At 45.9% G+C, this 26,001-nt stretch carries 20 protein-coding genes and 2 pseudogenes; 15 read left to right on the forward strand and 7 right to left on the reverse strand.

The genetic code is table 11. The annotated features are described in order from the left end of the window. The first annotated feature begins 14 nt into the window (after positions 1–14). The gene (locus LKD46_RS13510) at positions 15–1,082 is read left to right on the forward strand and encodes a U32 family peptidase (RefSeq protein WP_331465976.1); all 1,068 of its coding nucleotides are present in this window, start codon (positions 15–17) and stop codon (positions 1,080–1,082) included. A 108-nt stretch (positions 1,083–1,190) separates the two neighbouring features. Then, entirely contained in the window at positions 1,191–1,673 is a 483-nt protein-coding gene (locus LKD46_RS13515; protein ID WP_227574226.1) for a GNAT family N-acetyltransferase, read from the forward strand. 130 nt (positions 1,674–1,803) lie between these two features. Here the strand turns inward: LKD46_RS13515 and LKD46_RS13520 are convergent, their stop codons facing one another. Beyond that, positions 1,804–2,823: a LacI family DNA-binding transcriptional regulator gene (locus LKD46_RS13520; protein ID WP_215638636.1), complete on the reverse strand. Its 1,020-nt coding sequence runs from the start codon at positions 2,821–2,823 to the stop codon at positions 1,804–1,806. 394 nt (positions 2,824–3,217) lie between these two features. Here LKD46_RS13520 and malQ point away from each other — a divergent pair, with 394 nt between their 5' ends. Further along, positions 3,218–4,726, forward strand: a complete 1,509-nt coding sequence (malQ, locus tag LKD46_RS13525) for a 4-alpha-glucanotransferase (protein WP_015526658.1) — start codon at positions 3,218–3,220, stop codon at positions 4,724–4,726. Positions 4,727–5,002: 276 nt separating this feature from the next. Further along, positions 5,003–5,632 carry a metal-dependent hydrolase gene (locus LKD46_RS13530; RefSeq protein ID WP_161209851.1) on the forward strand — a complete coding sequence of 210 codons (630 nt, stop codon included), beginning with the start codon at positions 5,003–5,005 and terminating at the stop codon, positions 5,630–5,632. A gap of 165 nt (positions 5,633–5,797) precedes the next feature. Here the strand turns inward: LKD46_RS13530 and sstT are convergent, their stop codons facing one another. Together sstT and LKD46_RS13540 are read right to left on the reverse strand one after the other, a co-directional pair. Then, positions 5,798–7,006 carry a serine/threonine transporter SstT gene (gene sstT, locus LKD46_RS13535; RefSeq protein WP_021652899.1) on the reverse strand — a complete coding sequence of 403 codons (1,209 nt, stop codon included), beginning with the start codon at positions 7,004–7,006 and terminating at the stop codon, positions 5,798–5,800. Between the two features lie 234 nt (positions 7,007–7,240). After that, on the reverse strand, positions 7,241–8,596 hold the full coding sequence (locus tag LKD46_RS13540; protein ID WP_227574227.1) for an MATE family efflux transporter: 1,356 nt from the start codon (positions 8,594–8,596) through the stop codon (positions 7,241–7,243). 238 nt (positions 8,597–8,834) lie between these two features. On the opposite strand from LKD46_RS13540, the pseudogene LKD46_RS13545 reads away from it, so the two are divergent. Further along, positions 8,835–9,989, forward strand: a pseudogene (locus tag LKD46_RS13545) (FprA family A-type flavoprotein); the annotation flags it as partial. A 101-nt stretch (positions 9,990–10,090) separates the two neighbouring features. On the opposite strand, the gene LKD46_RS13550 reads toward LKD46_RS13545, so the two are convergent. Together LKD46_RS13550 and LKD46_RS13555 are read right to left on the reverse strand one after the other, a co-directional pair. After that, positions 10,091–11,926: an amylosucrase gene (locus tag LKD46_RS13550; RefSeq protein ID WP_195274671.1), complete on the reverse strand. Its 1,836-nt coding sequence runs from the start codon at positions 11,924–11,926 to the stop codon at positions 10,091–10,093. A gap of 161 nt (positions 11,927–12,087) precedes the next feature. Further along, the gene (locus tag LKD46_RS13555; protein WP_015526650.1) at positions 12,088–13,116 is read right to left on the reverse strand and encodes a LacI family DNA-binding transcriptional regulator; all 1,029 of its coding nucleotides are present in this window, start codon (positions 13,114–13,116) and stop codon (positions 12,088–12,090) included. Positions 13,117–13,413: 297 nt separating this feature from the next. Between LKD46_RS13555 and LKD46_RS13560 the strand changes: the two genes are divergently transcribed. The 9 genes and pseudogenes from LKD46_RS13560 (at position 13,414) to queF (ending at position 23,193) form a co-directional block, all read left to right on the forward strand. Then, positions 13,414–14,352: an ABC transporter permease gene (locus tag LKD46_RS13560; protein WP_015526649.1), complete on the forward strand. Its 939-nt coding sequence runs from the start codon at positions 13,414–13,416 to the stop codon at positions 14,350–14,352. A gap of 11 nt (positions 14,353–14,363) precedes the next feature. After that, entirely contained in the window at positions 14,364–15,260 is an 897-nt protein-coding gene (locus tag LKD46_RS13565) for a carbohydrate ABC transporter permease (protein WP_015526648.1), read from the forward strand. A gap of 70 nt (positions 15,261–15,330) precedes the next feature. Beyond that, positions 15,331–16,962, forward strand: a complete 1,632-nt coding sequence (locus LKD46_RS13570; RefSeq protein ID WP_408611456.1) for a type 2 periplasmic-binding domain-containing protein — start codon at positions 15,331–15,333, stop codon at positions 16,960–16,962. Positions 16,963–17,014: 52 nt separating this feature from the next. Beyond that, positions 17,015–18,538, forward strand: coding sequence for a glycoside hydrolase family 32 protein (locus tag LKD46_RS13575; protein ID WP_110103178.1), 1,524 nt, complete (start codon positions 17,015–17,017; stop codon positions 18,536–18,538). A 122-nt stretch (positions 18,539–18,660) separates the two neighbouring features. Continuing rightward, positions 18,661–20,307, forward strand: a complete 1,647-nt coding sequence (locus LKD46_RS13580) for a YecA family protein (protein WP_227574228.1) — start codon at positions 18,661–18,663, stop codon at positions 20,305–20,307. A 499-nt stretch (positions 20,308–20,806) separates the two neighbouring features. Beyond that, complete coding sequence (queD, locus tag LKD46_RS13585; protein ID WP_021976186.1) at positions 20,807–21,256, forward strand: 6-carboxytetrahydropterin synthase QueD; 450 nt, start codon at positions 20,807–20,809, stop codon at positions 21,254–21,256. Beyond that, complete coding sequence (gene queE / locus LKD46_RS13590) at positions 21,253–21,921, forward strand: putative 7-carboxy-7-deazaguanine synthase QueE (protein WP_227574230.1); 669 nt, start codon at positions 21,253–21,255, stop codon at positions 21,919–21,921. Before queD ends, queE begins: the two co-directional genes overlap by 4 nt. Positions 21,922–21,963: 42 nt before the next feature. Then, positions 21,964–22,656: pseudogene (queC, locus tag LKD46_RS13595) on the forward strand (7-cyano-7-deazaguanine synthase QueC); the annotation flags it as partial. 42 nt (positions 22,657–22,698) lie between these two features. Then, complete coding sequence (queF, locus tag LKD46_RS13600) at positions 22,699–23,193, forward strand: preQ(1) synthase (RefSeq protein ID WP_015526640.1); 495 nt, start codon at positions 22,699–22,701, stop codon at positions 23,191–23,193. Positions 23,194–23,280: 87 nt separating this feature from the next. On the opposite strand, the gene LKD46_RS13605 is transcribed toward queF, so the two are convergent. After that, positions 23,281–24,360, reverse strand: coding sequence for an NAD(P)H-dependent flavin oxidoreductase (locus LKD46_RS13605; protein WP_021652910.1), 1,080 nt, complete (start codon positions 24,358–24,360; stop codon positions 23,281–23,283). A 268-nt stretch (positions 24,361–24,628) separates the two neighbouring features. Here LKD46_RS13605 and LKD46_RS13610 point away from each other — a divergent pair, with 268 nt between their 5' ends. Beyond that, positions 24,629–24,955, forward strand: coding sequence for a hypothetical protein (locus LKD46_RS13610; RefSeq protein ID WP_021652911.1), 327 nt, complete (start codon positions 24,629–24,631; stop codon positions 24,953–24,955). Here the strand turns inward: LKD46_RS13610 and LKD46_RS13615 are convergent. Beyond that, positions 24,945–25,364, reverse strand: coding sequence for a PPC domain-containing DNA-binding protein (locus tag LKD46_RS13615; protein ID WP_110103182.1), 420 nt, complete (start codon positions 25,362–25,364; stop codon positions 24,945–24,947). The two genes, LKD46_RS13610 and LKD46_RS13615, sit on opposite strands and share 11 nt — an antisense overlap. Positions 25,365–26,001 lie beyond the last annotated feature (637 nt).

Raw genomic sequence — 26,001 nt, forward strand, 5'->3', positions numbered from 1 at the left:
AGCAGGCTGTGAAGGTGGAGCACGAATATCTGTTTGACAAGAATACATTGCAGAAAAAGGAACAGGACATGGATAACAGTATGAAAATAACAGCCGGGTTAGGCTCCATAGATGAATATGAACGTTTTGTGCAGGCAGGAGCAGATGAATTTTTCTGTGGCTATGTACCATTTTCCTGGGCGGAAAAATATGGCACAGTAATGCCGTTAAATCGCAGGGAGGTTCTCTGTTGTAATGTTCAGCTTGGAGCATACAGTGAGCTGGAAATTCTTTCCCGGATGGTAAAAAAATATAAAAAGCCGGTGCATCTCACCTTCAATTCCCTGTATTATCTTCCGGAACAGTATCCGGAGATCGGAGATATCATAGAAAAGTGCATGGGAATTGGATTTCGAAGCTATATCATTGCAGATCCGGCGCTTCTTGTTTATCTGAAAAACAGGGGGATTTCCTGTGAGATCCATCTCAGCGGAGAGACAGGGGAAGTGAACAGCGAAATGCTGAAGATGTTCCGGCGCTTTCCTCTGAAGAGATTGATCTTTCATCGGAAAAACATGTTCCGGGATATGCAGTCTGTTATTGCATCTCAGAGAGAAGTGGAAAAACAGGCCGGGATCCGACCGGAGGCGGGAATGGAGTTCGAGGCCTTTGTGCTGAATGAAATGTGCCAGTTTACGGGAGCATTCTGTAATTCTCTTCACTGTGATGAGATGGGATATCTTTGCAGGGTGTCCTATTGGCTTGGAACTGTACGGAATGGTGATGCTGTTCCGGAAAAAATAATGGCTCTTCAGGAGCAGGCGTGGGATCAGGAACCGGATCTGAAAGCATATGATGAATCCGGATATCTTTGTGGTGAGACAGGCTGTGGACTGTGTGCACTGTATCAGCTGAAGCAGGCAGGGATCACGCATCTGAAGCTGGTTGGCCGGGGAAACTATGTGGATCACATGGAAAAAGATATCCGGAATTTGCGAAAAGCGTTGGAAATCCTGGACGCTGCAGAAAATGAAACAGCGTTTCAATGTATGATAAAGAGAATATTGTTTCCACATGGGTGCAGTGAAAAGTGTTATTATTGATGGAAGAATATAAATATTCACAAAACCGGGATCTGGGCAGAATATACTTTCAGGAGAAATCCTGGAAATATCAAATTGCTAAGATAGTGTGAGGAGAAAGGATATAAAATGAATTTCGAGCGTGTAAAAAGAGAAGAAGCAGATACAGTTCTGAAGCTGTACCGTTCGCTGCTGGGGACGCCCTATTGTGTGTGGACAGAGGAGTATCCTTCAGAAAAAGAAGTGGAATTTGATCTTTCCAGAGAGGCGCTGTTCTGTATGCGGGACGATGCGGGAAATATCGCAGGTGTGATCTCCATTGATGATGATCCAAATGTGGAGTGTCTCACATGCTGGTCAGAAACCATGGTGCCGTCAGCGGAGGTCTCCCGGGTGGGAGTATGTCAGGAATTCCAGAATCAGGGGATTGCCGGGAAACTTCTTAAGGGTGTGATGGAAGAACTGAAGAATCGGGGTTATCAAGCCGTACATCTCCTTGTTGCGAAGGACAATGTAAAAGCACTCCGCTCCTATGATAAGCTGAATTTTGAGAACGTGGGAGAGTGTGAACTCTGGGGACATATGTACTGGTGTTATGAGAAAGCATTATAAAAAGTATTATAAAAAATGAAAAACAGGTATCTTTTTGCCGGGCGGTAGATCGACCACCAATGTCAGATCGATAAGTGGTGGTCAATACACAGTCAGCGGAGAAGATACCTGTTTTTTGTTTGAAAGCAGATCAGATCCTCCGGCAGCTGTCCCTTTCGATCAGCTGGTGAGGTACAATGATCTTTGTGGCCGGAAGGCTCGGATTTTCGATATGACTGATCATCTGCGTGGCTGCTTCCATTCCAAGCTGCCCGGAGTTAATATCAATGGAGGTTAGCTGAGGCGAAGTCAGTCTGGCAAAAAGTGAGTTGTTAAAGGAAAGAATGGACAGATCCTCAGGTATGGAGATATCTGCTTCTATACAGATCCGCTCCAGGGAAAGCGCCAGAATATCATCACTGACAAGCACAGCTGTAGGGCGCTCCTCACTTAAAAGCAGCTTTCGAAGCTCCTGAAACTCATTTTGGGAAGCGGCAGGAACCTCTATACAGTATTCAGGCTGTACGGTTAATCCGTGGCTGATCAGCGCAGTCATGTAGCCGGTTTTGCGGTCTGCGGAAAAGACCAGGGAATTATCTACACCCAGATAAGCGATCTTCCGGTGTCCCAGAGCATAAAGATACTCCGTTGCCTCCTGTCCGGCCAGAAGGTTGTCATTATCGATATAGATCGTATGATTGGTGTATTGTGCCGGTTTTCCGATCAGGATATAGAGAAGTCCTTCACTGAAAAGAAAATCAATAACAGGATCATTCACACGGGAATAAAGAACAATAAATCCGTTAACCTTACCGCTTCTGGACATGGAACGTACTGCGTTAAGGATCTCTTCTTCATTCTGACCGGTAACAATGGTGCTGATATACTGATGTGCGTTACAGTAGTGGCTGATTCCCCGGATCGTCTCAAGGTAAAAGGAATTCTCGTAGGTCTCCTTTGGGGATGGAGGCAGGATGATACCGATGGAGCGGGAAATCTGTGCTGCCAGGTTGCTGGCCTGGAAATTCGGCTCATAGCCAAGCTCCGCCATGGCTCTGCGTACACGTTCCTTGGTTTCTTCACTGATAGATGGATTATTTTTGCAGGTTCTGGAAACGGTGGACGGGGATACCCCGGCCAGAGCTGCCACATCTTTGATGGTTACTGCCATAAATTTGCCTCCTCACGGATATGCCGGATCAAAGCGGAAGTATGCCTCTGATCCGGCTTTTTTTATCTCAGTCTGATAGAGATATTGTAGTTCATAACAAGGATACTGTCAAACATATTGCACGGAAAATTGCATGAAATTGCGTAAAAACAGATGCACAGAAAATCAGGTAGTGAGATGCAGACAGATTCTGTTTGACATAATGAAAAACTGCACAAAATCAGGATGTAAAAATTGTAAGAAAGGTAGAAAAGACAAAAACGCATTGCACTTCATGCAAAATGGACGTATAATTTACGCAAACGATTGCGTAGATTATATGAATATGCATCCGTGAGAGGATAATAGATAAGATGCTCTGAGATGCAGGGCTCAACATAAGGAGAGAAAAGATATGGATAAAAGAGCAGCCGGCATTCTGATGCCGATCACAAGCCTGCCGTCAGAGTACGGCATCGGATGTTTTTCAAAGAGTGCCTATGATTTTGTGGACTGGCTGAAGGAAGCGGGACAGAGCTACTGGCAGATTCTTCCGCTGGGACCTACCAGTTACGGAGATTCTCCGTACCAGTCCTTCTCCACTTTTGCGGGAAATCCGTATTTTATTAGCCTGAAGGCGCTGGTGGAGGAAGGCGTCCTTACAAAGGAGGACTGTGATAAGGTCAGCTGGGGAAGAAGAGCAGACAGCGTAGACTATGAAAAAATCTACAAAGGCCGTTATAAGCTTCTCCGCAAAGCTTACGAAAACAGCAACATCAGCGAGAATCCGGATTATCAGAAATTTGTTGCAGAAAACAGCTGGTGGCTTTCCGACTATGCACTTTTTATGGCAGTAAAGGATCAGTTCGGCGGTGTTGAGTGGACAAAATGGGCAGAGGATATCCGCCTTCGCTGGGCAAATGCCATGGACTACTATCGCAGAGAATTATATTTTGATATTGAATTCCAGCAGTATATGCAGTTCAAATTCTATGAGCAGTGGATGAAACTGAAAAAATATGCCAACGAAAAAGGCATTCAGATCATCGGAGATATCCCGATCTATGTAGCTATGGACAGTGCAGATACCTGGGCTCATCCGGAGCTTTTCCAGCTGGATGAGGAGAATGTGCCGGTGGCTGTAGCCGGATGCCCGCCGGACGGTTTTTCCGCAACAGGACAGCTTTGGGGAAATCCACTGTACCGCTGGGATTACCACAGAAATACAGGATATCAGTGGTGGATCTCCAGACTGAGCTACGTATTCCGCCTTTATGATGTGGTAAGGATCGACCATTTCCGTGGCTTTGACGAGTATTTTTCCATTCCATACGGTGCAGAAAATGCCATTGGCGGTCACTGGGAAAAAGGTCCCGGGATCGATTTGTTCCGCAAAGTGGAGCAGGCCCTTGGCTGGAAGCAGGTCATTGCGGAGGATCTTGGCTATGTGACAGATTCTGTGCGTCAGCTTGTCCATGACAGTGGATTCCCGGGAATGAAGGTCCTGGAGTTTGCGTTTGATTCCAGAGATTCCGGTTGTGCCAACGATTATCTTCCACACAACTATCCGGAGAACAGTGTGGCATACACAGGAACCCATGATAATGAGACCATCGCCGGATGGTGGAAGAGCATTATGGCAAAAGAGCGTAAGCTTGCCAGGGATTATCTCTGTGATAACTATACACCGGATAAAGAGCTGCATAAATGCTTTATCAGCCTGGTTATGAGAAGCAGTGCAAAGCTCTGTGTGATCCCTATGCAGGATTATATGGGCCTGGATAACAGCTGCAGAATGAACCAGCCTTCCACAGTAGGAAAGAACTGGAAGTGGAGGATCCGCAAAAGGGAGCTGACTGTGAAGCTTCAGAAAGAGATCCAAGGTATTGCACTTCGCTACGGACGTATGAACTGGTCTGATTAAAAGAGAGATCCAAGAGACATATTCCATTTAAACGGGACGTGAAAGAAAGTAGAAAGATTTTAGATAGAATCATGATTTTTTATGTGATATAATGCTGTTTCGTGGAGGCAGCTGTCAGTAAAAGGTAAGGCTGACAGCTGCCTTATTGTATTTTCAGATCTGCGGTAAATGATAAAGTGATACATTTATATATGCAGAAGATCAGAAGAGAGTGTCTGATCTGTAGCAGTGGATAATCCTGAATAACGGAAGATTTTTTACAATAAGGGGAGAATTATGACAGGAAAAACACACGCGGCAGTCGGACTCGGAACAGTGCTGGCAGTTACACAGCCCTCTACGGTTTCCGGTCTGGTACTTGCGGCAGGAACAGGAATGCTTGGAGCATTGATCAGCGACATTGATGTAGGAACCTCCAAATCCCATAAGGATGCGGACCGGATCACACTGATCGCGGCACTGCTTGTGGCAGCAGAGATCGCATTGAATTATTTTTATGATTTTTCCATCTGGGAAAAGATCCGCAATAACCAGTCTATGGCGCCGGTTGCCATGGGAGTTATTATTTTTATTGCAGTCTGCGCCTTTGGAAAAAATCAGCCGCACCGGTCATTTATGCATTCGATCATGGCTATGGCCATTTTAACTGCAGCCATATCCATGGTGTCCGTGAAGCTGGTCCTTTATTTTGTGGTTGGATTCGCATCACATCTGGTGCTGGACTGCTTTAACCGGAAACGGGTACGGATCCTGTATCCGCTGCCGGGCGGCATTGCGCTGGATTTCTGTAAGGCAGGAGGCTTTGTGGATTCCCTGCTTTTTAAGCTTGGATCTGTAGCTGTGATCTTTGAGATCGTATATCTGGCTGTGCAGATGGGAGAGAACTGGAAGCTTTTTCGAATGTAGAGGATGTTTTATTTACCGATTACGGATAATTTTATATGGGGCAGATATTGTTAAGCCAAAAAAAGGAGCAGATTTTCCAAATACGGAAGATCTGCTCCTTTTAACCGAATCAAGGGAGTCCCCTGTTTCAATTATGAATATCCGCCTGACGGTTTATAAGTGTGATCATTTATTCTTTCTGATCCTGCAGGCGCATGCTGTGTAAAGTACGTCTGTGGAAGAATTCAGTGCTGTCTCACAGGAATCCTGGATCACGCCTACGATGAAACCGACACCAACTACCTGCATGGCAACATCATTGGGGATTCCGAAAAGGCTGCAGGCCATCGGGATCAGAAGAAGAGAACCGCCGGCAACTCCGGAAGCACCAGCCGCGCTTGCAGCAGCCAGGATGCAGAGGATCAGAGCGGTCGGGAAGTCTACGCTGATACCGAGTGTATGTGCAGCTGCCAGAGCCATGATGGAAATGGTGATCGCTGCACCACCCATGTTGATGGTCGCACCAAGAGGGATGGAGATGGAGTAGGTATCCTCATCAAGTCCGAGATCCTTGCACAGCTCCATGTTTACCGGAATGTTGGCGGCAGAGCTTCTTGTGAAGAATGCTGTGATACCACTGTCCTTCAGGCAGCGCAGAACCAGCGGATACGGATTCTGGCGTGTGCAGATGAAAGTAATGATCGGGTTGATCACCAGTGCAACAAAGAGCATGGTTCCCACCAGTATACAGATCAGACGGCCATAGCTTAACAGTACGCCAAGCCCCTGCTCGGAGATGGTTGTGAAGATCAGGCCCATGATACCAAATGGAGCAAGGCTGATGATCCATCTTACGGCTGTGGAGGTTGCATCGGAAATGTTTTCGATGACAGTCTTGGTAGTTTCACTTGCGGCCTTCAGTGCGATACCGAAGATGATGGCCCATGCAAGGATACCGATATAGTTGGCGTTGACAAGTGCGTCAACCGGGTTGGAAACAATGTTCATCAGAAGGTTTTTGAGGACCTCTGCAACACCGCTTGGCGGAGTGACGTCGGAAGTATTTGTACTTTCGGAAAAAGTCAGCATGATCGGGAACAGGCGGCTGGAGATCACAGCTGCCAGTGCTGAGAGTATATTTCCCAGAAGATAAAGTACAACAACGAATTTCATGTTTGTTTTCTGGCCTTTTCCCATGTGGCACAGAGAGCTCATTACTAGGAAGAACACCAGAAGCGGAGCAATTCCACGAAGAGCACCGACGAACAGATCACCGAGAATGGAGATCACAGATGCCTGAGGGATTGCAAGTCCGAGAATGATACCAACGATCAGACCACAGATGATACGCTTGATCAGGTTGATGCTGTTCCATTTTTGAATCAGGTTTTTCATAACTAGTTTCCTCTTTCCTATTGTGTGAGTGTGCTAAAAAATGCTGAGCCGCAAAGCAACGATCCAGTGTAAAGGGCGGATCGTTCTAAGCCGGTATTACTGCATCGCGTAAAAGCACAACAGGATAATTATATACAATTATGTCCGCCTTGTAAAGACAAATGTACATAAAACGCGAGAAAGATATAAAAAGCGCCAGATCAATGCTTCGTCTGGCGCTATATATTTGAAGTATCAGGTCCGAATTTTCCGGAAGCTTACAGCAAAGAACAGAACCTCCGCAAAGCCTGTAATTCCCCATGAGAAAATATACAGGAGATAAAGTGAGGAAATGGTCTGGAAGTGTGCAAACATCGTATAGAACCAGATGACACGGAATACACAGGATCCCAGAATGATGATGATGGTCGGTGGGATACTTTTTCCGATGCCACGGGAAGCGGCGATACTGCAATCCATAAAACAGCTGAAGGCATAGCTGAAGCCCATGATTCGGATCCTCTCCATGCCGGCATCGATGACTGCCGGTTCTGTGGCAAACAGTGACAGAAACTGCGGACCGAAAACAAGAAGCAGTCCACCAAGGATCGCACCTGCGATGAAGGCATAGGTAAGGCTGATCCCATAAGTTTTTAGCATACGTTTTTTATTTCCGGCACCCCAGTTCTGACCGATGAAGCTTGCGCATGCAGTATAGAAAGCAAACATGACGTTGTAGATCAGAGAGTCTGCATTTGCGGCAGCGGCATTTCCGGAAACCGTGACTGCATCGAAGGAGTTGACACCGGTCTGTACGAACAGATTTGCAATGGCAAAAATTCCGTTCTGCAGACCTGTGGGAATACCAAGAAGCAGTACTGCTTTACAGGCCTTCGGGTGAAGACGGAGCTTACGCAGGGATACCCTGCATTCGTCTTTTCTCCGAAGGAGGTGGATCATTACCAGCGCTGCGGAGATATACAGTGCGATCGCGCTGGCAGTTGCCACACCTGCGGCGGCCATATGACAGACGATAACGAAAAACAGGTTCAGAAGAACGTTGATCACTCCGGCAATGGAAAGATAGATCAGTGGTCGCTTCGTATCGCCGCGGGCACTTAATACGCCGTTACCGAAATTGTATACAGCCATGGCCGGCATACCCAGAGCATAAATCTTCATATATAAAACAGCCTGGTCCATCAGCTCCGGTTTCGTATTCATCATGGACAGCATCTGTCCGGAAAACAGAAGACAGACGACACAGACCAGAAGTCCTGCGATGGCACAGAGAAGAAGAGATGTATGGATCGTTTCTTCGGTACCTTTTCTGTTTTCGGCACCAAGCTCGTGTGCTACACGAACATTGACTCCGGCGCCCATGCCGATCAGGATTCCGGTAAATAAAGTGACCAGCAGAGTTGTGGAACCCACAGCTCCAAGTGCCATGTAATCTGCAAATCGCCCTACAACCGCAACATCACTTAAATTAAAAAGAACCTCCAACACCTGGGACCCCATCAGGGGAAGGCTAAAGAGGAGGATATTTTTCCAGAGAGAGCCGGAGGTCATCTCAATGGAAGACGTTTTCTTTTTTTCATTTTCACACATAGTTTACCTCATAAAAATTATAAAAAATTCCTTCATCCAAGGTATACAATACTATGTTGGAATAGGTTTGTAAAGAGGGGAAAATAGCTCTTTTACCAGGCGCAGAGGTTTGTTTTTATTTATAGATTCTACATTGATTTCAGTACGAACAATGATATAATAAATGAGAGCAATAAGAAAGTATTTTCAGAAATATTGGAAATATAAAATACAGCAGACTAAGGAGGAACTCAATACAATGAAAATCGGAAATGATATTTATTATGTAGGAGTAAACGATCATCAGGTAGACCTGTTTGAGGGACAGTATGTAGTGCCAAACGGAATGTCCTACAACTCCTATGTGATCAAAGATGAGAAGATCGCAGTTATGGACACTGTAGATGCCGGCTTCACAGAAGAGTGGCTGGGAAAAGTTGCAGAGGTTCTGGATGGTGCGAAACCGGATTATCTTGTAGTCCAGCATATGGAGCCGGACCATGCAGCAAATATTGAGAATTTCATGAAAGCATACCCGGATACAACTGTTGTTGCCAACACAAAGACCTTTACCATGATGGAGAATTTCTTCCGTGGAATGGATCTGGAAGGAAAGAAACATATTGTAGCCAACGGTGACACCCTGACACTTGGAAAACACGTCCTTACCTTTGTATTTGCACCGATGGTTCACTGGCCGGAGGTTATGGTTACATATGACAGCACAGACAAAGTTCTGTTTTCCGCAGACGGCTTTGGCAAATTCGGAGCTCTTGATGTAGAAGAGGACTGGGACTGCGAAGCACGTCGCTACTATATCGGAATCGTCGGAAAATACGGTCCGCAGGTACAGAAGCTTCTCAAGGCAGCAGCAACTCTTGATATCCAGACCATCTGCCCGCTTCACGGACCGATCCTTACCGAAAATCTTGGACATTATCTGGAGAAATATGATATCTGGTCTTCTTATAAAGTAGAGAGTGAAGGAGTAATGATCGCCTACACATCTGTATACGGACATACAAAGAAAGCAGCAGAGCTTCTTGCACAGAAGCTGGAGGAAAAGGGCTGCCCGAAGGTTGTTGTCTGCGATCTTGCAAGAGAAGACATGGCAGAGGCAGTGGAGGATGCTTTCCGCTACGGCAAGCTGGTACTGGCTAGCATTACATACAACGGAGAAGCATTCCCGTTTATGCGTACATTCATCGAGAACCTGACAGAGCGTAATTACCAGAACCGCACCATCGGCCTCATTGAGAACGGAAGCTGGGCACCGACTGCAGCTAAAGTCATGAAAGGAATGTTCGAGAAGAGTAAAAATATCACATGGCTTGAGAACAATGTAAAGATCATGTCTTCCCTCAGTGATGAGAATGCGGCAGAGATCGATGCAATGGCAGAGGAGCTCTGCAAGTAATTTCTGAATACCAGAACAGCTTATAAAAAATAAAGATATAACATAATAAAAAGACGTGGATCCGTAAGGCCACGTCTTTTTTATTTACCAAGTAACAGTTACATCCTCTTACACCACATAAATCCATAAGCCGGAAGCTCCACGTCCTTAAGCTCCAGTGTCTGGTCAGTGATCAGATCGCGGAAGGTTCCTTCCTCCTGCATCCAGGCAGTTTTTTCGCTGTCACTGAAATTGAAGATTCCGATGAAACGTTCGTTTCCTTTCTGGCGAAGGATGCAGAGAATGCTGTCATCATGAACATCGTATGTATATACATCACAGTCCTTATCAAAAACAGATTCCTGGCTGCGGATCTGCTCCATGCGGCTAAGAGTCTGGAAGATCTGTCCCTCAACGGAGGATTTGGAGTTTCTTTTTCCGGCAAGCTCCCACTGGAAAGCACCACGGTGGATATAGCGGGAATCTGCAGCCTTATCCGGATCCTCTTTATAGGAATAATCATTGAGACGTCCGATTTCATCGGAGCTGTAAAGCATCGGGATTCCGGACTGGGTAAGCATATATGCGTGAAGCATCAGATCCTCACGGATACCTCTTTTCAGTTTCTCGTCATCTTTTTCAAAAAGAGCAGCCTCGATCCCGCACATGGAAGCAGTAGTTCCGCAGAAACGAGCATCCTGAGTTACCGGGTCATCATTATAGAGCTCTCCGCGGCTGTCGCTTCCCGGGTGCTTTCCTGTAAAGAAATCATTCAGGTAACGCTTATGAGATGGCTCATCCATGCCCCAGTCTTTCAGAGTGGCGAAATCAAGTCCCCAGCCGATATCGTCATGGCAGCGGAGATAATTCAGGAAGGTGTACTGCTTCGGAAGGCTGTTTACAATATCCATCTGTTTTTTCAGAAGGCGGATATCACGAGTGGCAATGCTGTTCCAGGTTGTAGCCATGGTTGTTACATTGTAAAGCATATGGCATTCTGGCTTCTCTACGGTTCCGAAATAGGGAACAACCTTCTCCGGCTCCATAACGACCTCACCCAGAAGTACGACACTTGGGCAGACGATCTCGGCGATCATACGCATCATACGAACGATCGTATGCACCTGCTTCAGGTTACGGCAGGGAGTTCCCAGTTCCTTCCAGATATACGGAACCGCATCGATACGGATCACGTCCATTCCCTGGTTTGCAAGGAAGAGGAAGTTGTACATCATCTCATTGAAAACACGGGGATTGCCGTAGTTCAGATCCCACTGGTACGGATAAAAGGTAGTCATGACATAGTGACCGATATCCGGAAGCCAGGTAAAGTTCCCCGGAGCAGTGGTTGGGAATACCTGTGGTACGGTCTTTTCGTACTCGTCCGGGATCTCACGGTTGTTGTAGAAGAAGTAACGGCTCATATATTCGCCGTCACCCTGGCGTGCTTTTTTGGCCCACTCATGATCCTCGGAGGTGTGGTTCATAACAAAATCCATACACAGGTTCATTCCGTTTTTGTGGCATTTATCTGCAAGGGCAGCCAGGTCCTTCATAGAACCAAGGTCCGGGCGGACTTTGCGGAAGTCGGCTACTGCGTAACCACCGTCGGAACGGCCCTTCGGAGTGTCCAGAAACGGCATCAGATGCAGGCAGTTTACGTTGCATTCCTTAAGATATGGAAGCTTGGCAGAAACTCCCTTGATGTTGCCGGCAAAATTGTCAATATAGAGCATCATGCCAAGCATATCCTTCTGGCGGAACCAGTCCGGATTTTTTTCTCTTTCCAGGTCGCGGTTTTTGAGCGCGCGGCGGCGTGCTGTAAAATACTGGTACATCTGGTCGCAGAGCTCTGCAAACATATCGTCATTGTGATAAAGCTCTGTGTACAGCCATCGAAGCTCGTCGTGATGATGGTTTAAACGTTCCTGAAAAATTTCCTGATCTTTTTTCATGATTTCCTCCCTGAATAGATATTTATAGATGCCGGGAAACCTGTAAAATATTTCCCGGCGGTAATGGTTATCTGACATTTTTCCACAGAATTATAGCATGAAGTTTCCGGTACATGAATATACGGGTTGTTATGGAATATGGAAAAATGTTGTAAGTATTTTCAGTCTCCGGTTGTCTGTCGTCGTATCAGAACCGGAGTGATCTTTTTGTGGATCGGTTTTTGAAGCGGTGCCGGTTTTCTTTTCTTCATTTCGTTCATCTGTTCCACAAGCAGTTCCATGGTAGTCTGTGCGATCACATCAATCTGCTGTCCAATAGTAGTGATCGGGATGATGGACTCCGCAGCAATGGGTGAATTATCGAATCCGATGATCTGATATTCATCCGGCAGACAGTTGTATTTCTGGAAGATCAGATTGAGAAATATATTTGCGTAAGTATCATTGGATAAAAATATGCCTTTTTTCTGACCGGAATATTTACTGTCAATATCCTGAAAGATCACACGCATCTGTTCAAAAAGCTCCTGATAGGAATCACCGGAAACATTAAGGTTCAGTTCATAAGGAACATGATATTCCCGGCATGTTTCCTCAAAGGCACGGATACGGTCATAAGCCGGAATATTCTCAGGTACATGGACATTGATGTGGATCAGTACATCACACTGATTACGTATCAGCAGAGAAGTAGCCTGCATGCTGCCCATGTAATTGTCTGTTGTAACGCTGCATATATGTTCTGCTTCACGTTCAATGGCGATCACAGGAATATTATAGGAAGCCAGTTTTTCAGAGGAAAGAGTATGGCTGAGAACAATAAGTCCTTCAATCTTATAAGCCATCAGCTCGTCCAGATACTGCATTTCTTTCTCCGGGCCGCCATCACTGACAAAAACCAGAAATTTGTAATGATAATCGGAGTAACTTCGAAGAAGCTGTGTCAGCATTTCGGAATAATAATGAAGATAAAGGTTCGGGACAATGATCCCTACAAATTCGCTTTTTCCATTGGCAAGAACCCTGGCAAGCTTGTTTTTTCTGTAGCCGAGCTCATCAAGGGCTTTTGCGATCTTTTCCTGATTTTCCAGGGTCAGAGAATCCGGATGATTGAAATATCTGGAGATCGTAGTCTTGGAAAAACCAGTGTATTCTGCAATATCGGCAAATGTTACCTGTTTTTTAGCCATAAAAAAATAGTCTCCTTTTAACAGCAGAAAGTTATGATACGGAATGCAGATGTGATCATATAAGAGAAATCTGCAGACCGTACAAGATAATTGGATTGATGTAATTAAGTATAACAATACAGACGTTAAATAGCAATAAAAAAATAACCAGTTAAGTTACCGGTAACTTTTCTTGAATAAATTAACAAAAAAGGTTGACAGAAGCTATGTCATATAGTAGTATCAAATTATAAAGTAACCGGTTACTTTACCGGTTACTAAACAAGAACGAAAGAACAAAAACGGGAGGAAAAGAGAATGAAAAAAGGTTCTGCGAAAGCTGTTCCGGCAGGAAAAAGAACTGCTGCAGAAAAGCTTCAGTATGTGAAAAAGAACTGGCAGCTGTATGTGTTTTTTCTGCTGCCTGCACTTCTTCTGACGATCATCTTCAAATACGTGCCCATGGGTGGCGTACTGATCGCTTTTGAGGACTACAATGTCATTGATGGTGTATTTGGAAGCAAATGGGTAGGACTGGAATACTTCCGGAGATTTTTGGCATCACCGGATTTTATGAATTATCTTGTGAACACTCTGAAACTGAGTATTTACGGACTACTGTGGGGATTTCCGATTCCGATCATCCTGGCACTTCTTCTGAATCAGATCCGGAGAGCCGGGATCAGGAAAAAAATTCAGCTTCTGATCTATGCGCCGAATTTTATTTCCGTTATCGTACTCTGCGGTATGGTTCGTATGTTTCTTTCACCGGTAGGTCCGCTGAATAAACTGATCGGTTCCGATGCCAACTGGATGACTATGCCGGCAGCATTTCGTACCATTTACATAGCCAGCGGAATCTGGCAGACAGCCGGGTGGGCATCCATTATGTATACTGCAGCACTTGCCAATGCAAGTAAGGATCTGGAAGAGGCAGCAGTGGTGGATGGAGCAAATATCCTGCAGCAGATCTGGTATGTACAGCTTCCGGCTATTAAAAACATCATTGTGATCCAGTTTATCCTTCAGGCCGGAAATATTATGAGCATTGGTTTTGAAAAAGCATATGCACTGCAGACAGATATGAACCTTCCTGCATCTGAGATTCTTTCTACTTATGTATACAGAATCGGTCTTCTGAATGGAGACTATGGATATTCTACAGCAGTGGGGCTGTTTAATTCAGTGATCAATGTAATTCTTTTGATCTTTGTAAACTGGGTAGTCAAGAAACTGAATGACGGAGAGGGATTATAGGAGGTGCTGTTATGGCAAAAGCAAAGAAAAAGAAATATTCGGCATCTGACAAAGCCATTTTAGGAATCGGATACGTACTTCTGGGTGCATTTGTACTTTCCATTCTGGTTCCGCTTTTATATGTTGTGATCGCATCCTTTATGGATCCGAATGTGCTGAACAGCCAGGGGATCAGCTTTGATGTGCGGAAGTGGACGATCGATGCGTACCGCAGAGTTCTTGAAAATAATATGATCTGGAGAGGCTTTGCAAACTCATTTTTTTATTCCCTGGTGTTTACCATTATTTCAGTTCTGGTAACTCTGCTGGCAGCATATCCAATGTCCAAGAAAGAATTTGTGGGAAGAAATTTCTTCAATGTTATTTTTCTCATTACCATGTTTTTCGGTGGAGGAATGATCCCGACTTTTATCCTGATCAATCAGTTGCATCTGGTAAATACAATCTGGGCAATCCTGCTTCCGGGTGCGTTTAATGTCTGGAACATGATCCTTGCCAGAACCTATTATCAGTCTATCCCCAAGGAACTCAGAGAGGCATCTGCCATTGACGGTGCCACGGAAATCGAGCATTTTTTCAAGATTATGATGCCGGTATGCAAACCGATCATCGCAGTGCTTGCACTGTGGTCCTTTGTAGGAATGTGGAACAGTTATTTTGACGCTATGATTTATTTGAATGATGCGAAACTGCAGCCATTGCAGCTGGTACTTCGTTCCATCCTTGTACAGAATACACCGCAGCCCGGAATGATCGCAGATATCCAGAGTACTGCACAGATGGCAAAGGTAGCGGAACTTCTGAAATATGCTACGATCATTGTATCAAGTTTACCGCTTCTGATCATGTATCCATTCTTCCAGAAATATTTTGACCAGGGCATTATGGTTGGTTCTGTAAAAGGCTGATGACAGGAGGTTGATAATGATGAAAAAAAGAATGAAAGCATTATTGGCAATCGGGCTTTCTGCAATTATAATGGTATGCAGTGCCGGATGTGGAAACGGAAAAGAACACATGAAAGCAGAAACAAATCCGGATATCCCGGTGGAAGATGTGTCCTTTCCTCTGAAAGAAAAAGCAGAGCTGTCTTTTATTACCAGTGCACCTGCAACATCTACACAGGAACCTAATGAAAGAACGATTTTTAAAAGACTGGAAAAGCAGACCAATGTCCACATTGACTGGACCTGTTTTGTATCGGATCAGTTTGATGACAAAAAAAATCTGGCGCTGGCACAGTTCGGAAATCTTCCGGATGGACTTTTTAACGCAGGGATGAGTGATTATGATCTTCTTCGTTATGCCAAACAGGGAATCATTATTCCGGTAGAAAATCTCATTGATAAATACATGCCGAATCTTAAGGCTGTATTTGAAAAATACCCGGAATACAAAACAATGTGTACAGCACCGGACGGACATATTTATTCTTTCCCATGGATCGAGCAGCTTGGTGCGGGGAAAGAAGCCATTCAGGCAATTGGAGATATTCCCTACATTAATAAAAAATGGCTGGATTATCTGAAGCTGGACGTTCCGACTACAACTGAGGAACTGGAACAGGTTCTGATCGCTTTCCGCGACAATGCAGATAAACTGGAAAAGAAATTCAACATTGAGGGTGGTGTGATCCCGATGTCCTTTATCATCAATAATGGTGATCAGGATCCTGCAATTCTCATCAACGGATTCGGAGAAGGATATGGTGACACCGGTGATCATTTTGCAGTAAAAGATGATGGAACCGTTATTTATACAACTGTACAGGAAGGCTATAAAGAAGGTATTCAGTGGCTCCATCAGCTGGTAGAAGAAAAGCTGGTGGATCCGGAGGCTTTTACCCAGGAATGGTCAACTTATGTTGCAAAAGGTAAGAACCACAGATATGGTCTGTGTTTCACCTGGGATATTGCAAATATTGATAACAATGAAGATTATGTAATGCTCCCGGCGCTGGCCGGTCCGGATGGTCTTGTAAATATCACAAGACAGAATAACAGTGAAACCAGTGGCTTTGACAGAGGACGCTGCGTTCTGACTACAAGCTGTCGGAATACGGCACTGGCAGCAGCATGGATCGATCAGATGTATGCACCGATCCAGTCTCCGCAGAATAACTGGGGTACTTACGGGGAAAAAGATTCATTTAATATCTTTGAGATGTCCGAGAATGCAGAAGGTGGTCAGATGCTGAAACATATGGATCTGGGAGATGCATCTCCGGTAGAGGTTCGTGAAGCACAGTCTGTAAACGGACCGTTGGCAATACTTAACGAGTATTACGATGTATATGTAACAGAGCCGGCAGATGCAAAATGGCGTCTCGACAATATGCACGAAACATATCTTAAGGATATGAACAGTAAATATGTGTATCCGAATGTATTTATGAGTATTGATGATACCAATAAGGTATCTCAGTACGACACGGATATCAAGAAGTATGCGGAACAGAAAAAAGCAGACTGGATCCTGAATGGCGGCATCGATAAAGAATGGGATTCCTATCTGAAAAAGATGGAGCAGTATGGACTGTCTGATTATCTGGCAATCAAACAGAAATATTTTGACCAGTATCAGAAGTCTCTTAGTGAGACAGAGAAATAAAAACAGAAAAAGATACCGGTCAGAAACATAAAAAAGAAAGAGAGAGCAGAGTATGAGTGAAAAACTTGAAAAAGCACGTCTTTATGAAATAGAGGAAGCAAAAAATATCCCGCAGGAAGAGAAACCGGCCTTTCATGTATCTGCACCGGTTGGCTGGATCAATGATCCCAATGGATTTTCTGTTTTTAAAGGAAAGGTACATCTTTTTTACCAGTATCATCCTTACAGCCGTGACTGGGGCCCTATGCACTGGGGCCACAGTGTGACGGAGGATATGATCAGATGGGAGCAGCTTCCTACAGCGCTTGCACCGGATCAGGAATATGATCGAGAGGGATGCTTTTCCGGAAGTGCTATTGAAGCGGATGGAAAACAGGCTTTGATCTACACAGGAGTTACAACAGAAAAGCTGCCTGATGGAAAAGAAGAAGTCCGGCAGAATCAGTGCCTTGCCTGGGGTGACGGAAAAGATTATGTAAAGGCAGAGAAAAATCCGATAGTCACCGGGGATATGCTTCCGGAGAAATGCAGCAGAGTTGATTTCCGTGATCCGAAGGTATGGGAAGATAACGGAACATACCATATGCTCGTAGGATGCCGCAGCGAAGAAATTCCTGGACAGGTAGTTCTGTTTTCCAGTAAAGATCTGAAAGAATGGAAATTTGAAACAATTCTTGCGGAGAACTCCACAGGAGAAATCGGTGTTATGTGGGAATGCCCCGATTTCTTTCCGCTCGGGGATAAACATGTGCTGATCTGTTCTCCGCAGCATATGCGTGCAAAAGGGTATGAGTTTCATAATGGACATAATTCCCTGTATTTTACGGGAGATTATGACAGCGAAAAACATACATTTGAAAAAGACGCACCGGTAAGTCTGGACTACGGACTTGATTTTTATGCGCCGCAGACAACCCTTCTTCCAGATGGAAGAAGAGTGATGATCGCCTGGATGAAATCCTGGGATAGCTGTGTGATCAAGGAAAAGCAGAGATGGCAGGGAATGATGACTCTTCCGAGAGAGCTGGAATATCGTGACGGAAAGATCTGGCAGAAGCCGGTCCGAGAAATTGAGAATTATCGGAAAAACCGTTGCTGTTATGAGAATGTAAAAGTGGGTGAGAGCTTAAGCCTTGAAGGCGTCCGTGGCCGAATGATCGATCTGACTGTGGAATTGCAGAACGCAGATGGCATCATGGATGGAAGCAGGAACTCCGGAAATCCAAATCAGGAAGCATTAGATGTGTACAATGAGTTCCGGATCGAGCTTGCACGCAATGAAGAATATACAACGGTCTTTACCTATGATCGAAAAAGACAGATACTGGAGATCGACAGAACCTGGAGCGGGGTGCAGCGTGATGTTGTATGTACAAGAAAGCTCCAGATCACAGATGACAGACAAAATCTGAAGCTGCGTTTTATCCTGGATCGAAGCTCCATAGAGCTTTTTATCAATGATGGAAGCAAAACTGCGACTACCGTGATCCCAACACCAGTGGAAGCAGATGAGATCCTGTTCCACAGTGACGGAAATGCTGTGATCCAGGTTGAGAAATATGATATTGTGTTGTAGAAGCCTCTCAAATATTGACAATTTCTCTATTTTTGTATAACATAGGGGAAGTTGCTTACGCCGGATCAGGAGTTATTCGTATCTCCTGATCCGGCATATATTTACAGGAGAGGAACACAGGAATGTTTTATCAGTTAAAAATCACAAGAAAAGGAACGAAACCGCCGGTATGGAGACGTTGTACTGTTGCGGCTGACGTTACATTTGCAAAGATGGCAGCCATGCTTGAAAAACTGGTTCAGTATCCGGCAGGCAGCCTATATGAGATTGAATTTTTTCAGAAAAAAGTACAGATCCGTGAGAACGGTGACGGAGAAGCGAAGAATAATTTCACATTATTAAATGCAGGCGAGACAGAGACTGCAGAGCTTATGGATTCCGAGAAATGGTTTACCTTCCGTCAGTATGGTGCGGATAAGGAAGCTCCGGAATACAGAGTTGATATTGAGAAGAAAGACGAGGGAATAGCAGAAGCTCCTTCTATTATAAAAGAAGTAAAGGGTGAGGATGATCCGTACTGGACAGAGGCACCAGAGCTGGGATGCACTGCAGCAGTTGAAACTGAGGTGGAAACAGCCAAAGCATCTGAAGACATTGCTGCGGCAGTAGAGGCAGCAGCCAGAGCTGCAAAAGCAGATGAGGCAGCCACAGGCAGCAGAAGAAATCCTACAGTAAAAGATTTCCTCATGTCCTATCGTAAAGAAGACCTTCTCAGCATTGCAGGTGAGCTTGGACTTCACTGCAAGGGAATGGATCAGGAAGAGATCGCCGCAAAGGTTGCCGCAGAGGTTCTTAAACCGGAGGTTATGAAAGCAAGCTTCCTCGTAGCAGACGATCAGGAAGTACTGGCTTTTGAGGCGGCTATTCAGAGAAAATGCTTCCATGTTGCAGAGGATGAGTGGAATACATTAGAGTGGCTGAACGATATGGGCTACCTTGTTTCCTACAGTGATGATTACGCAGAAGTTCCGGCAGAGGTTGCAGCTGTTTACGACCAGATCAATACACCGGAATTCCGGACACTTCGCAGCCAGGTAAACTGGCTGAAGGATTGTCTTATTATGGTAAGCTATCTGTATGTATCTGCACCGGCAAAGACCGTATATGAGATGTTTAAGCAGAGAAAAGGCTTTGACATCGGATATGACAGCTTCATCGAGCTGTATCATACCATTCCGGAGAAGGCCTGCATCTGTGAGCTTGCGGAGGATCAGCTGATCCTGAAATCCGCACTGGTCAATAACATCTACAAGGATATCGAGAGACGTCAGGGCGGACGGAAATTCTATATTCCGTCTGTAGATGAGATCCTGGATTATTCCGAAAACGGGTATCCAACAAAATCTGCTTCTTACCAGAGACTGGGCAGATTTCTGCTGGATGAGATAAAGGTTTCCGATGCAGTGAAGGATCAGGTACTGTTCTTTATTTACAAAGAATGCTCCATGGATGGCAGAATGTCAGCGATCATGGAAAACCTGAACCAGAAGGGGATCCAGTTTAACGATGAGCAGCTTGAGAAATTTACAAAGCTGATCATGGAGGCAAACAATAACACAAGAATGCTGGAATTCCGCGGTTACACACCGAATGAGATCTCAGGAGCAGTATGGCCGTTTGCCACAGGCAAGCCGCACACTGCAATGCCGAACAGCTTTGTGCCGACAGCAATGCCGATGCAGCCGGCATCTGCAAGAAAAATCTATCCCAACGATCCGTGTCCGTGCGGAAGCGGTAAGAAATATAAGAAGTGTTGCGGAAGAAGATAATTCTGCAGAAAATTTACCGTAATTCCGGAGCTGAAAGTTCCCATAGATCGTTGCGGAGCGACTGCGCTCATGAGTGAGCAGCGAACGCGGATGATCTAGTACAGCGTTTTCGAAATAACTATACCACTCACTTGTCTGTGAATCCGATTGCACAGGTATAAAAGCCTCGGCGTAGCCCGCTACGCCTGCGTTTTTATACCTGCACACTCGAATCCACATCCTACGCGATTGGTATAGTTATTTACGAAACGCTGTACTGGTCCGATTTATCGTTTGATGCAGTATCTCCGGAAATACCATACAAATTAATATAAGACAGTTCGTTTGTACCATCCTGTCTATAAATAAAACCAGGGCTGAAGAAGATGTGAGAATCAGGGCAGACTCGTGGCGGGTCTGCCCTTTTTTTACTTTAACTGGATCAAGGCCGGGAATCCCGGCTTTTTTTATTTATGGAAATATTCGGGTGGTGTGACAGATCCAGAAGGAGGAAAAATTTATGTATCAGTTAAAAACAGAAGCAGATTTCGATTCGGCACACTTTCTGTCCGGTTACACCGGCAAATGTTCCAACATCCATGGTCATCGCTGGCATGTGGAGATTGAGATCGAAAGCCGGAAGCTGGAGAAAAACGGTCAGGGGCGCGGGATGCTGGTAGACTTCGGAGATCTGAAAAAGGATCTTCGGGAGCTGGCAGATTCCATGGATCACACGCTGATCTATGAAGAAAATACATTACGTCCGAAAACCCTGGAAGCACTGGATGAAGAAGGCTTTCATCTGGTGAAGGTTCCCTTTCGTCCTACAGCAGAGAATTTTTCAGAGTATTTTTTCAGGAAAATGGAAGAAAAGGGCTATCCTGTAAAAAGAGCTGTTGTTTACGAAACACCAAATAACTGTGCAGCTTACCGGGAAACGGAAGAAGAAACGGAGGCGGTATGGCTATGAGTGCCTATCAGGTTGTAGAGAAATTTGTCAGCATCAACGGAGAGGGCAGACGGGCAGGAGAGCTTGCCGCTTTTATCCGGTTTAAGGGCTGCAATCTTCAGTGCAGCTATTGTGATACCAGCTGGGCAAATGAGCCGGGGTGTGAGAGTGAAAGGCTGACAAAAGAAGAGATTCTTTCCTGGATCCGCGAGGCAGGTGTAAAAAATGTGACACTTACAGGCGGGGAACCACTTTTACGGAAAGGGATGGAGGAGCTGATCGAGGCAATCCTGGAGGATCCATCCCGGCGGGTGGAGATTGAGACCAATGGAAGTGTGGATCTGAAGCCTTATCATATATTAAAAAAACGTCCGTCCTTTACCATGGATTATAAAGCACCGGACAGCGGCATGGAAAAAGAAATGCTCCTTTCCAATCTGGAGCTTCTGGGCAGTGAGGATACGCTGAAATTCGTGGTCAGCAGCCGCAGAGATATGGAAAAAGCCCTGGAAATCCTAGAAAAGTACAGGCTGGTCGGAAAAACGGCAGTTTATTTCAGCCCTGTTTTCGGCAGGATCCAGCCGGTGGAGATCGTGGATTTCCTTATGGAAAAAAAGCTCAACGATGTAAAGCTTCAGATCCAGCTTCATAAGGTGATCTGGGACCCGCAGAAACGGGGAGTATGACAGGAAAATATATCATAATATAACAGAAATACCGCAGAAAAGGAGAACGCTATGAAAGCACTTGTACTTGCAAGCGGCGGTGTGGATTCCACCACCTGCCTGGGGCTTGCCGTAAACAAATATGGAAAAGAGAATGTAATTGCATTAACAGTAGCTTACGGACAGAAGCACACAAAAGAAATCGAGGCTGCCAGAAAAACAGCAGAATATTACGGAGTGGAGCATCTTTATCTGGATCTGGAACCGATCTTCCGGTACAGTGACTGTTCGCTTCTGAAGCATTCAGACAGAGAGATCCCACACGAAAGCTATGCAGAGCAGCTGAAGGAAACCGATGGCTCACCGGTTTCAACCTATGTGCCTTTCCGGAACGGATTGTTTCTTTCTTCGGCAGCAAGTATTGCGCTGTCAAAAAACTGCAGTGTGATCTATTACGGAGCACATGCGGATGATGCAGCCGGAAATGCATATCCGGACTGCAGCAGTGCGTTTCACAATGCGATCAACGAGGCGATCTATCAGGGAAGCGGCGGCCAGCTGAAGGTTGAGGCGCCTTTTGTCAGCTGCACAAAGGCAGAGGTCGTAAAAACCGGCCTGGAGCTGAATGTTCCTTATGAACTGACCTGGAGCTGTTACGAAGGCGGCGAAAAGCCCTGCGGTGTGTGCGGAACCTGTATTGACAGAGCAGAGGCATTCCGTCTCAATGGAGTGAAGGACCCGGCACTTGACAGATAGATCGGATCAAAAATATCCGCCCGACCATAGAAAGGAAAAAATATGAGCAGAGAAAATCTGGAAAAAGAAGGGATCACCCTTCTCGGAAATCAGAAAGTAAAATATCCGGACAATTATGCTCCGGAGGTACTGGAAACATTTTTGAACAAGCACCCGGACAACGATTACTTTGTAAAATTTAACTGCCCGGAATTTACAAGCCTTTGTCCCATTACCGGACAGCCGGATTTCGCAACGATCACGATATCCTATGTACCCGGTGAAAAAATGGTGGAGAGCAAATCTCTGAAGCTGTACCTTTTCAGCTTCCGCAATCACGGAGATTTTCATGAGGATTGTGTGAACATCATTATGAAGGATCTGATCCGTCTCATGGATCCGAAATACATTGAGGTCTGGGGAAAATTTACGCCGAGAGGCGGCATTTCCATTGATCCATACTGCAATTACGGAAAGGCCGGAACCAGATGGGAGGAGATTGCCTGGAAACGTCTGACAGAGCATGACATGTACCCGGAAAAGATCGATAACCGGTAGAAAAACAAAAAGTCCCTGTTTTCACTGCGAAAAGCAATGAAAGCAGGGGCTTTTTGTTTAGGTGCGCCTAGCGGCGCAGGTTTATCTTTATGACAGCCGGATGCACTCCGATTCTGTGCCAAACAGATCAGCGATCACATCGTGCACGGTTTCAATCTTATCTGCCATATAGGCCTTTGCTCCGCAGAACAGCAGGCCGTTTTCCACGTCGCCCTTTACGGCGGCGATCAGCTTGTCTGTAATGCAGTAAGGGATCTCGCCGGGGGAACATTTGGCAAGGCAGCGGTGGCAGGGACTGTGCGGGATCTTTTCTCCGGCCATGACGTGCTGCATGAAGGGATTCATAATGGCACGTCCTGGCATACCTACCGGACTTTTTACAATGGCAATGTCGTCCTTTGCGGCGTGGATCAGGGATTCTTTCAGCCGGATGTCTGCGTCACATTCTTCCGTTGGTATAAAACGGGTGGCGACCTGAACGCCGTCCACACCAAGATCAAGGACATGCTTTACATCCTCGTGCGTGGCGATGCCGCCGGCAGCTACTACAGGGATTTCCGTGCCGAATTTTGCGGCATAGCTTTTTACAGTCTGGACGATCTTTCGGATCTCATTGTCGTAGGCTTCCGGTGTATAGGAATCCAGCTCTTCCTTGTGGAAGCCCAGATGACCGCCTGCCTGGGGACCTTCGATCACCACAAGGTCTGCAGTGCGCTTGTACTTTCTTTCCCAGTATTTCAGGATAACCTTTGCAGATTTGTCCGTTGAGACGATGGGGGCAATCTTTGTTTTGCTTCCGCTGACAAGAGCAGGGAGCTCTGTAGGAAGTCCTGCACCGGAGATGATCAGGTCAGCGCCGGCATGGACAGCGGCTTTTACATGAGATGCGTACTCCTTCAGTGCAACCATGATGTTGTAGCCGATGATACCGTCAGGAGAAATCCTGCGTGCTTTTTTCATCTCGGACAGGATAGCCCGCTGGTTGGCTTCTTCGGTATTCCGGTCGAAATCCTTTTCCCGGTAGCCGATCTGAGCGGTGGAAATGATTCCAATCCCGCCTTCCTTTGCAACGGTGCCTGCCAGACGGCCAAGGCTGATACCAACGCCCATTCCACCCTGGATCAGGGGAAATCTCGTAAGTTTATCACCGATTTTAAAATTCTTCATAATGATCAGATCCTCACATTCATTTGCTTTCGTTAAATAATTTTAGTGTAAAATAGTTTTGTCATCAAAGTATATCATAACAGGGGAATTTGTCAATGTAAATGTCGGTGAATCAGGGAAGTCCTCTGCTTCAATTGCGAATAGCTGTTTGACCAGATTTTGTTAAAATCCACTTTGTTGACAGAACAGAAAATATCAGGCAAATTCACAGTGATATCAGCTTTACAGAAAACTGTAAAGTGAATTAGAGGAAAAGGGAGGAACAGGTATGCGAAAAAAGACGAGTACCATCATGGCCTGGCTGCTTGCGGCGTCCGTGACAGTCACATCTCTGTCAGCGGGAACCGTGACGGCCTATGCACAGGAGGAAATGCCGCTGGCGGAAGCCGGAACCGTGACAGAGAGTGCGGAAGAGTTTGGCGACAGCAGTGACAGCATTGCAGATATTGCGGAAGAGGGCAATATTGAAGCTAAAGAAAAGGGTGAGCTGACAGCATTATGCTGTGTAGTTTCACCCTTTTTATGTGTGATGAAATTTTTAAACTGTAAAGCAGTAGACTGTGTACGGAATCCCTCTGGCAAAATCAGAATTTAAACAGATTCAGACCGATCTCCTGATTGAACTCACGGCCGATCTCTCCGTCGATCACCTGGATTTGGATCTCGGCAGTAGCGCTGATGATGGCACGGTTCAGATGACCGCCGTGTACATGGCCTTCCTCGTCACCGGCTGCGATATGGAGATGAAGATAAACGTCACCGTCTTTGCGGGTAACGGTACCGGTAAGTGATACGATCTCAAACGCTCCCTGGAACTGAATAGAGTGGTATTCCTTTGTCACTGTGTTGTATACGCCTGCAGTGAAATCATTGATGGCGCCAAGGCCTGTGACCTGTGCAAGGCGGATATTCTCTTTTTTTGCAACCTTGCCGATCTCCTCCAGGATCTCTTCCTTCGGATCAAGACGAAGATAGATCGTGTTTCCAAAACGTCTGTATTCCATGATAAAACCCTCCCTTTGTGTGGTATTTGCCATAAACAGCGGCGGATGTTTTTATCCGCTTGTCAATAAGTATAATACATTTTATTTTTTTATGGAAGGCCAGGGAAAGAGAATGCCGGAGTCTCATGTCTGTGCGAGAGATTTTTTTTGACGTCTGCTCTTAGCATTGGAGGCAGGCGGGGATACGTTTGAGGTTTCGTTAGGTGGATGTGGTCGAGGGACGCCAGAGGAAGGTGGCATTGGCCCGGGAGTGGATGTAGTTGGGGGTGTTTTTGAGGTTTTGTTAGGTGGATGTGGTTGAGGGATGCCAGAGGAAGGTGGCATCGCACCGGGAGTGGATGCAGTCGGGGATGTTTTTGAGGTTTTGAGAGGTGGATGTGGTTGAGGGACGCCAGAGGAAGGTGGCATCGCTCCGGGAGTGGATGCAGTTGGGGATGTTTTTGAGGTTTTGAGAGGTGGATGTGGTTGAGGGACGCCAGAGGAAGGTGGCATCGCTCCGGGCAGGGACTCCGTCGGGGGATACTACTAGGACTCCGTGAGACGGCTAAAAGCATTGCGGCAGGGCCAGAACTCGCCTGCGGCTCAGACAGCAGACCCTGCCGCAATAACGCCGTCTCCCGCAGCCCAAGTAGTAATC

It is taken from the genome of Blautia fusiformis, from assembly GCF_020686995.1.
Lineage (GTDB): Bacteria > Bacillota > Clostridia > Lachnospirales > Lachnospiraceae > Blautia_A > Blautia_A fusiformis.

Excerpts from the sequence above, each read along its gene's own strand:
- LKD46_RS13515 (WP_227574226.1), top strand. The coding sequence starts at position 1,191 with ATGAATTTCGAGCGTGTAAAAAGAGAAGAAGCAGATACAGTTCTGAAG.
- LKD46_RS13520 (WP_215638636.1), bottom strand. The coding sequence starts at position 2,823 with ATGGCAGTAACCATCAAAGATGTGGCAGCTCTGGCCGGGGTATCCCCG.
- malQ (WP_015526658.1), top strand. The coding sequence starts at position 3,218 with ATGGATAAAAGAGCAGCCGGCATTCTGATGCCGATCACAAGCCTGCCG.
- LKD46_RS13530 (WP_161209851.1), top strand. The coding sequence starts at position 5,003 with ATGACAGGAAAAACACACGCGGCAGTCGGACTCGGAACAGTGCTGGCA.
- sstT (WP_021652899.1), bottom strand. The coding sequence starts at position 7,006 with ATGAAAAACCTGATTCAAAAATGGAACAGCATCAACCTGATCAAGCGT.
- LKD46_RS13540 (WP_227574227.1), bottom strand. The coding sequence starts at position 8,596 with ATGTGTGAAAATGAAAAAAAGAAAACGTCTTCCATTGAGATGACCTCC.
- LKD46_RS13550 (WP_195274671.1), bottom strand. The coding sequence starts at position 11,926 with ATGAAAAAAGATCAGGAAATTTTTCAGGAACGTTTAAACCATCATCAC.
- LKD46_RS13555 (WP_015526650.1), bottom strand. The coding sequence starts at position 13,116 with ATGGCTAAAAAACAGGTAACATTTGCCGATATTGCAGAATACACTGGT.
- LKD46_RS13560 (WP_015526649.1), top strand. The coding sequence starts at position 13,414 with ATGAAAAAAGGTTCTGCGAAAGCTGTTCCGGCAGGAAAAAGAACTGCT.
- LKD46_RS13565 (WP_015526648.1), top strand. The coding sequence starts at position 14,364 with ATGGCAAAAGCAAAGAAAAAGAAATATTCGGCATCTGACAAAGCCATT.
- LKD46_RS13570 (WP_408611456.1), top strand. The coding sequence starts at position 15,331 with ATGGTATGCAGTGCCGGATGTGGAAACGGAAAAGAACACATGAAAGCA.
- LKD46_RS13575 (WP_110103178.1), top strand. The coding sequence starts at position 17,015 with ATGAGTGAAAAACTTGAAAAAGCACGTCTTTATGAAATAGAGGAAGCA.
- LKD46_RS13580 (WP_227574228.1), top strand. The coding sequence starts at position 18,661 with ATGTTTTATCAGTTAAAAATCACAAGAAAAGGAACGAAACCGCCGGTA.
- queD (WP_021976186.1), top strand. The coding sequence starts at position 20,807 with ATGTATCAGTTAAAAACAGAAGCAGATTTCGATTCGGCACACTTTCTG.
- queE (WP_227574230.1), top strand. The coding sequence starts at position 21,253 with ATGAGTGCCTATCAGGTTGTAGAGAAATTTGTCAGCATCAACGGAGAG.
- queF (WP_015526640.1), top strand. The coding sequence starts at position 22,699 with ATGAGCAGAGAAAATCTGGAAAAAGAAGGGATCACCCTTCTCGGAAAT.
- LKD46_RS13605 (WP_021652910.1), bottom strand. The coding sequence starts at position 24,360 with ATGAAGAATTTTAAAATCGGTGATAAACTTACGAGATTTCCCCTGATC.
- LKD46_RS13610 (WP_021652911.1), top strand. The coding sequence starts at position 24,629 with ATGCGAAAAAAGACGAGTACCATCATGGCCTGGCTGCTTGCGGCGTCC.
- LKD46_RS13615 (WP_110103182.1), bottom strand. The coding sequence starts at position 25,364 with ATGGAATACAGACGTTTTGGAAACACGATCTATCTTCGTCTTGATCCG.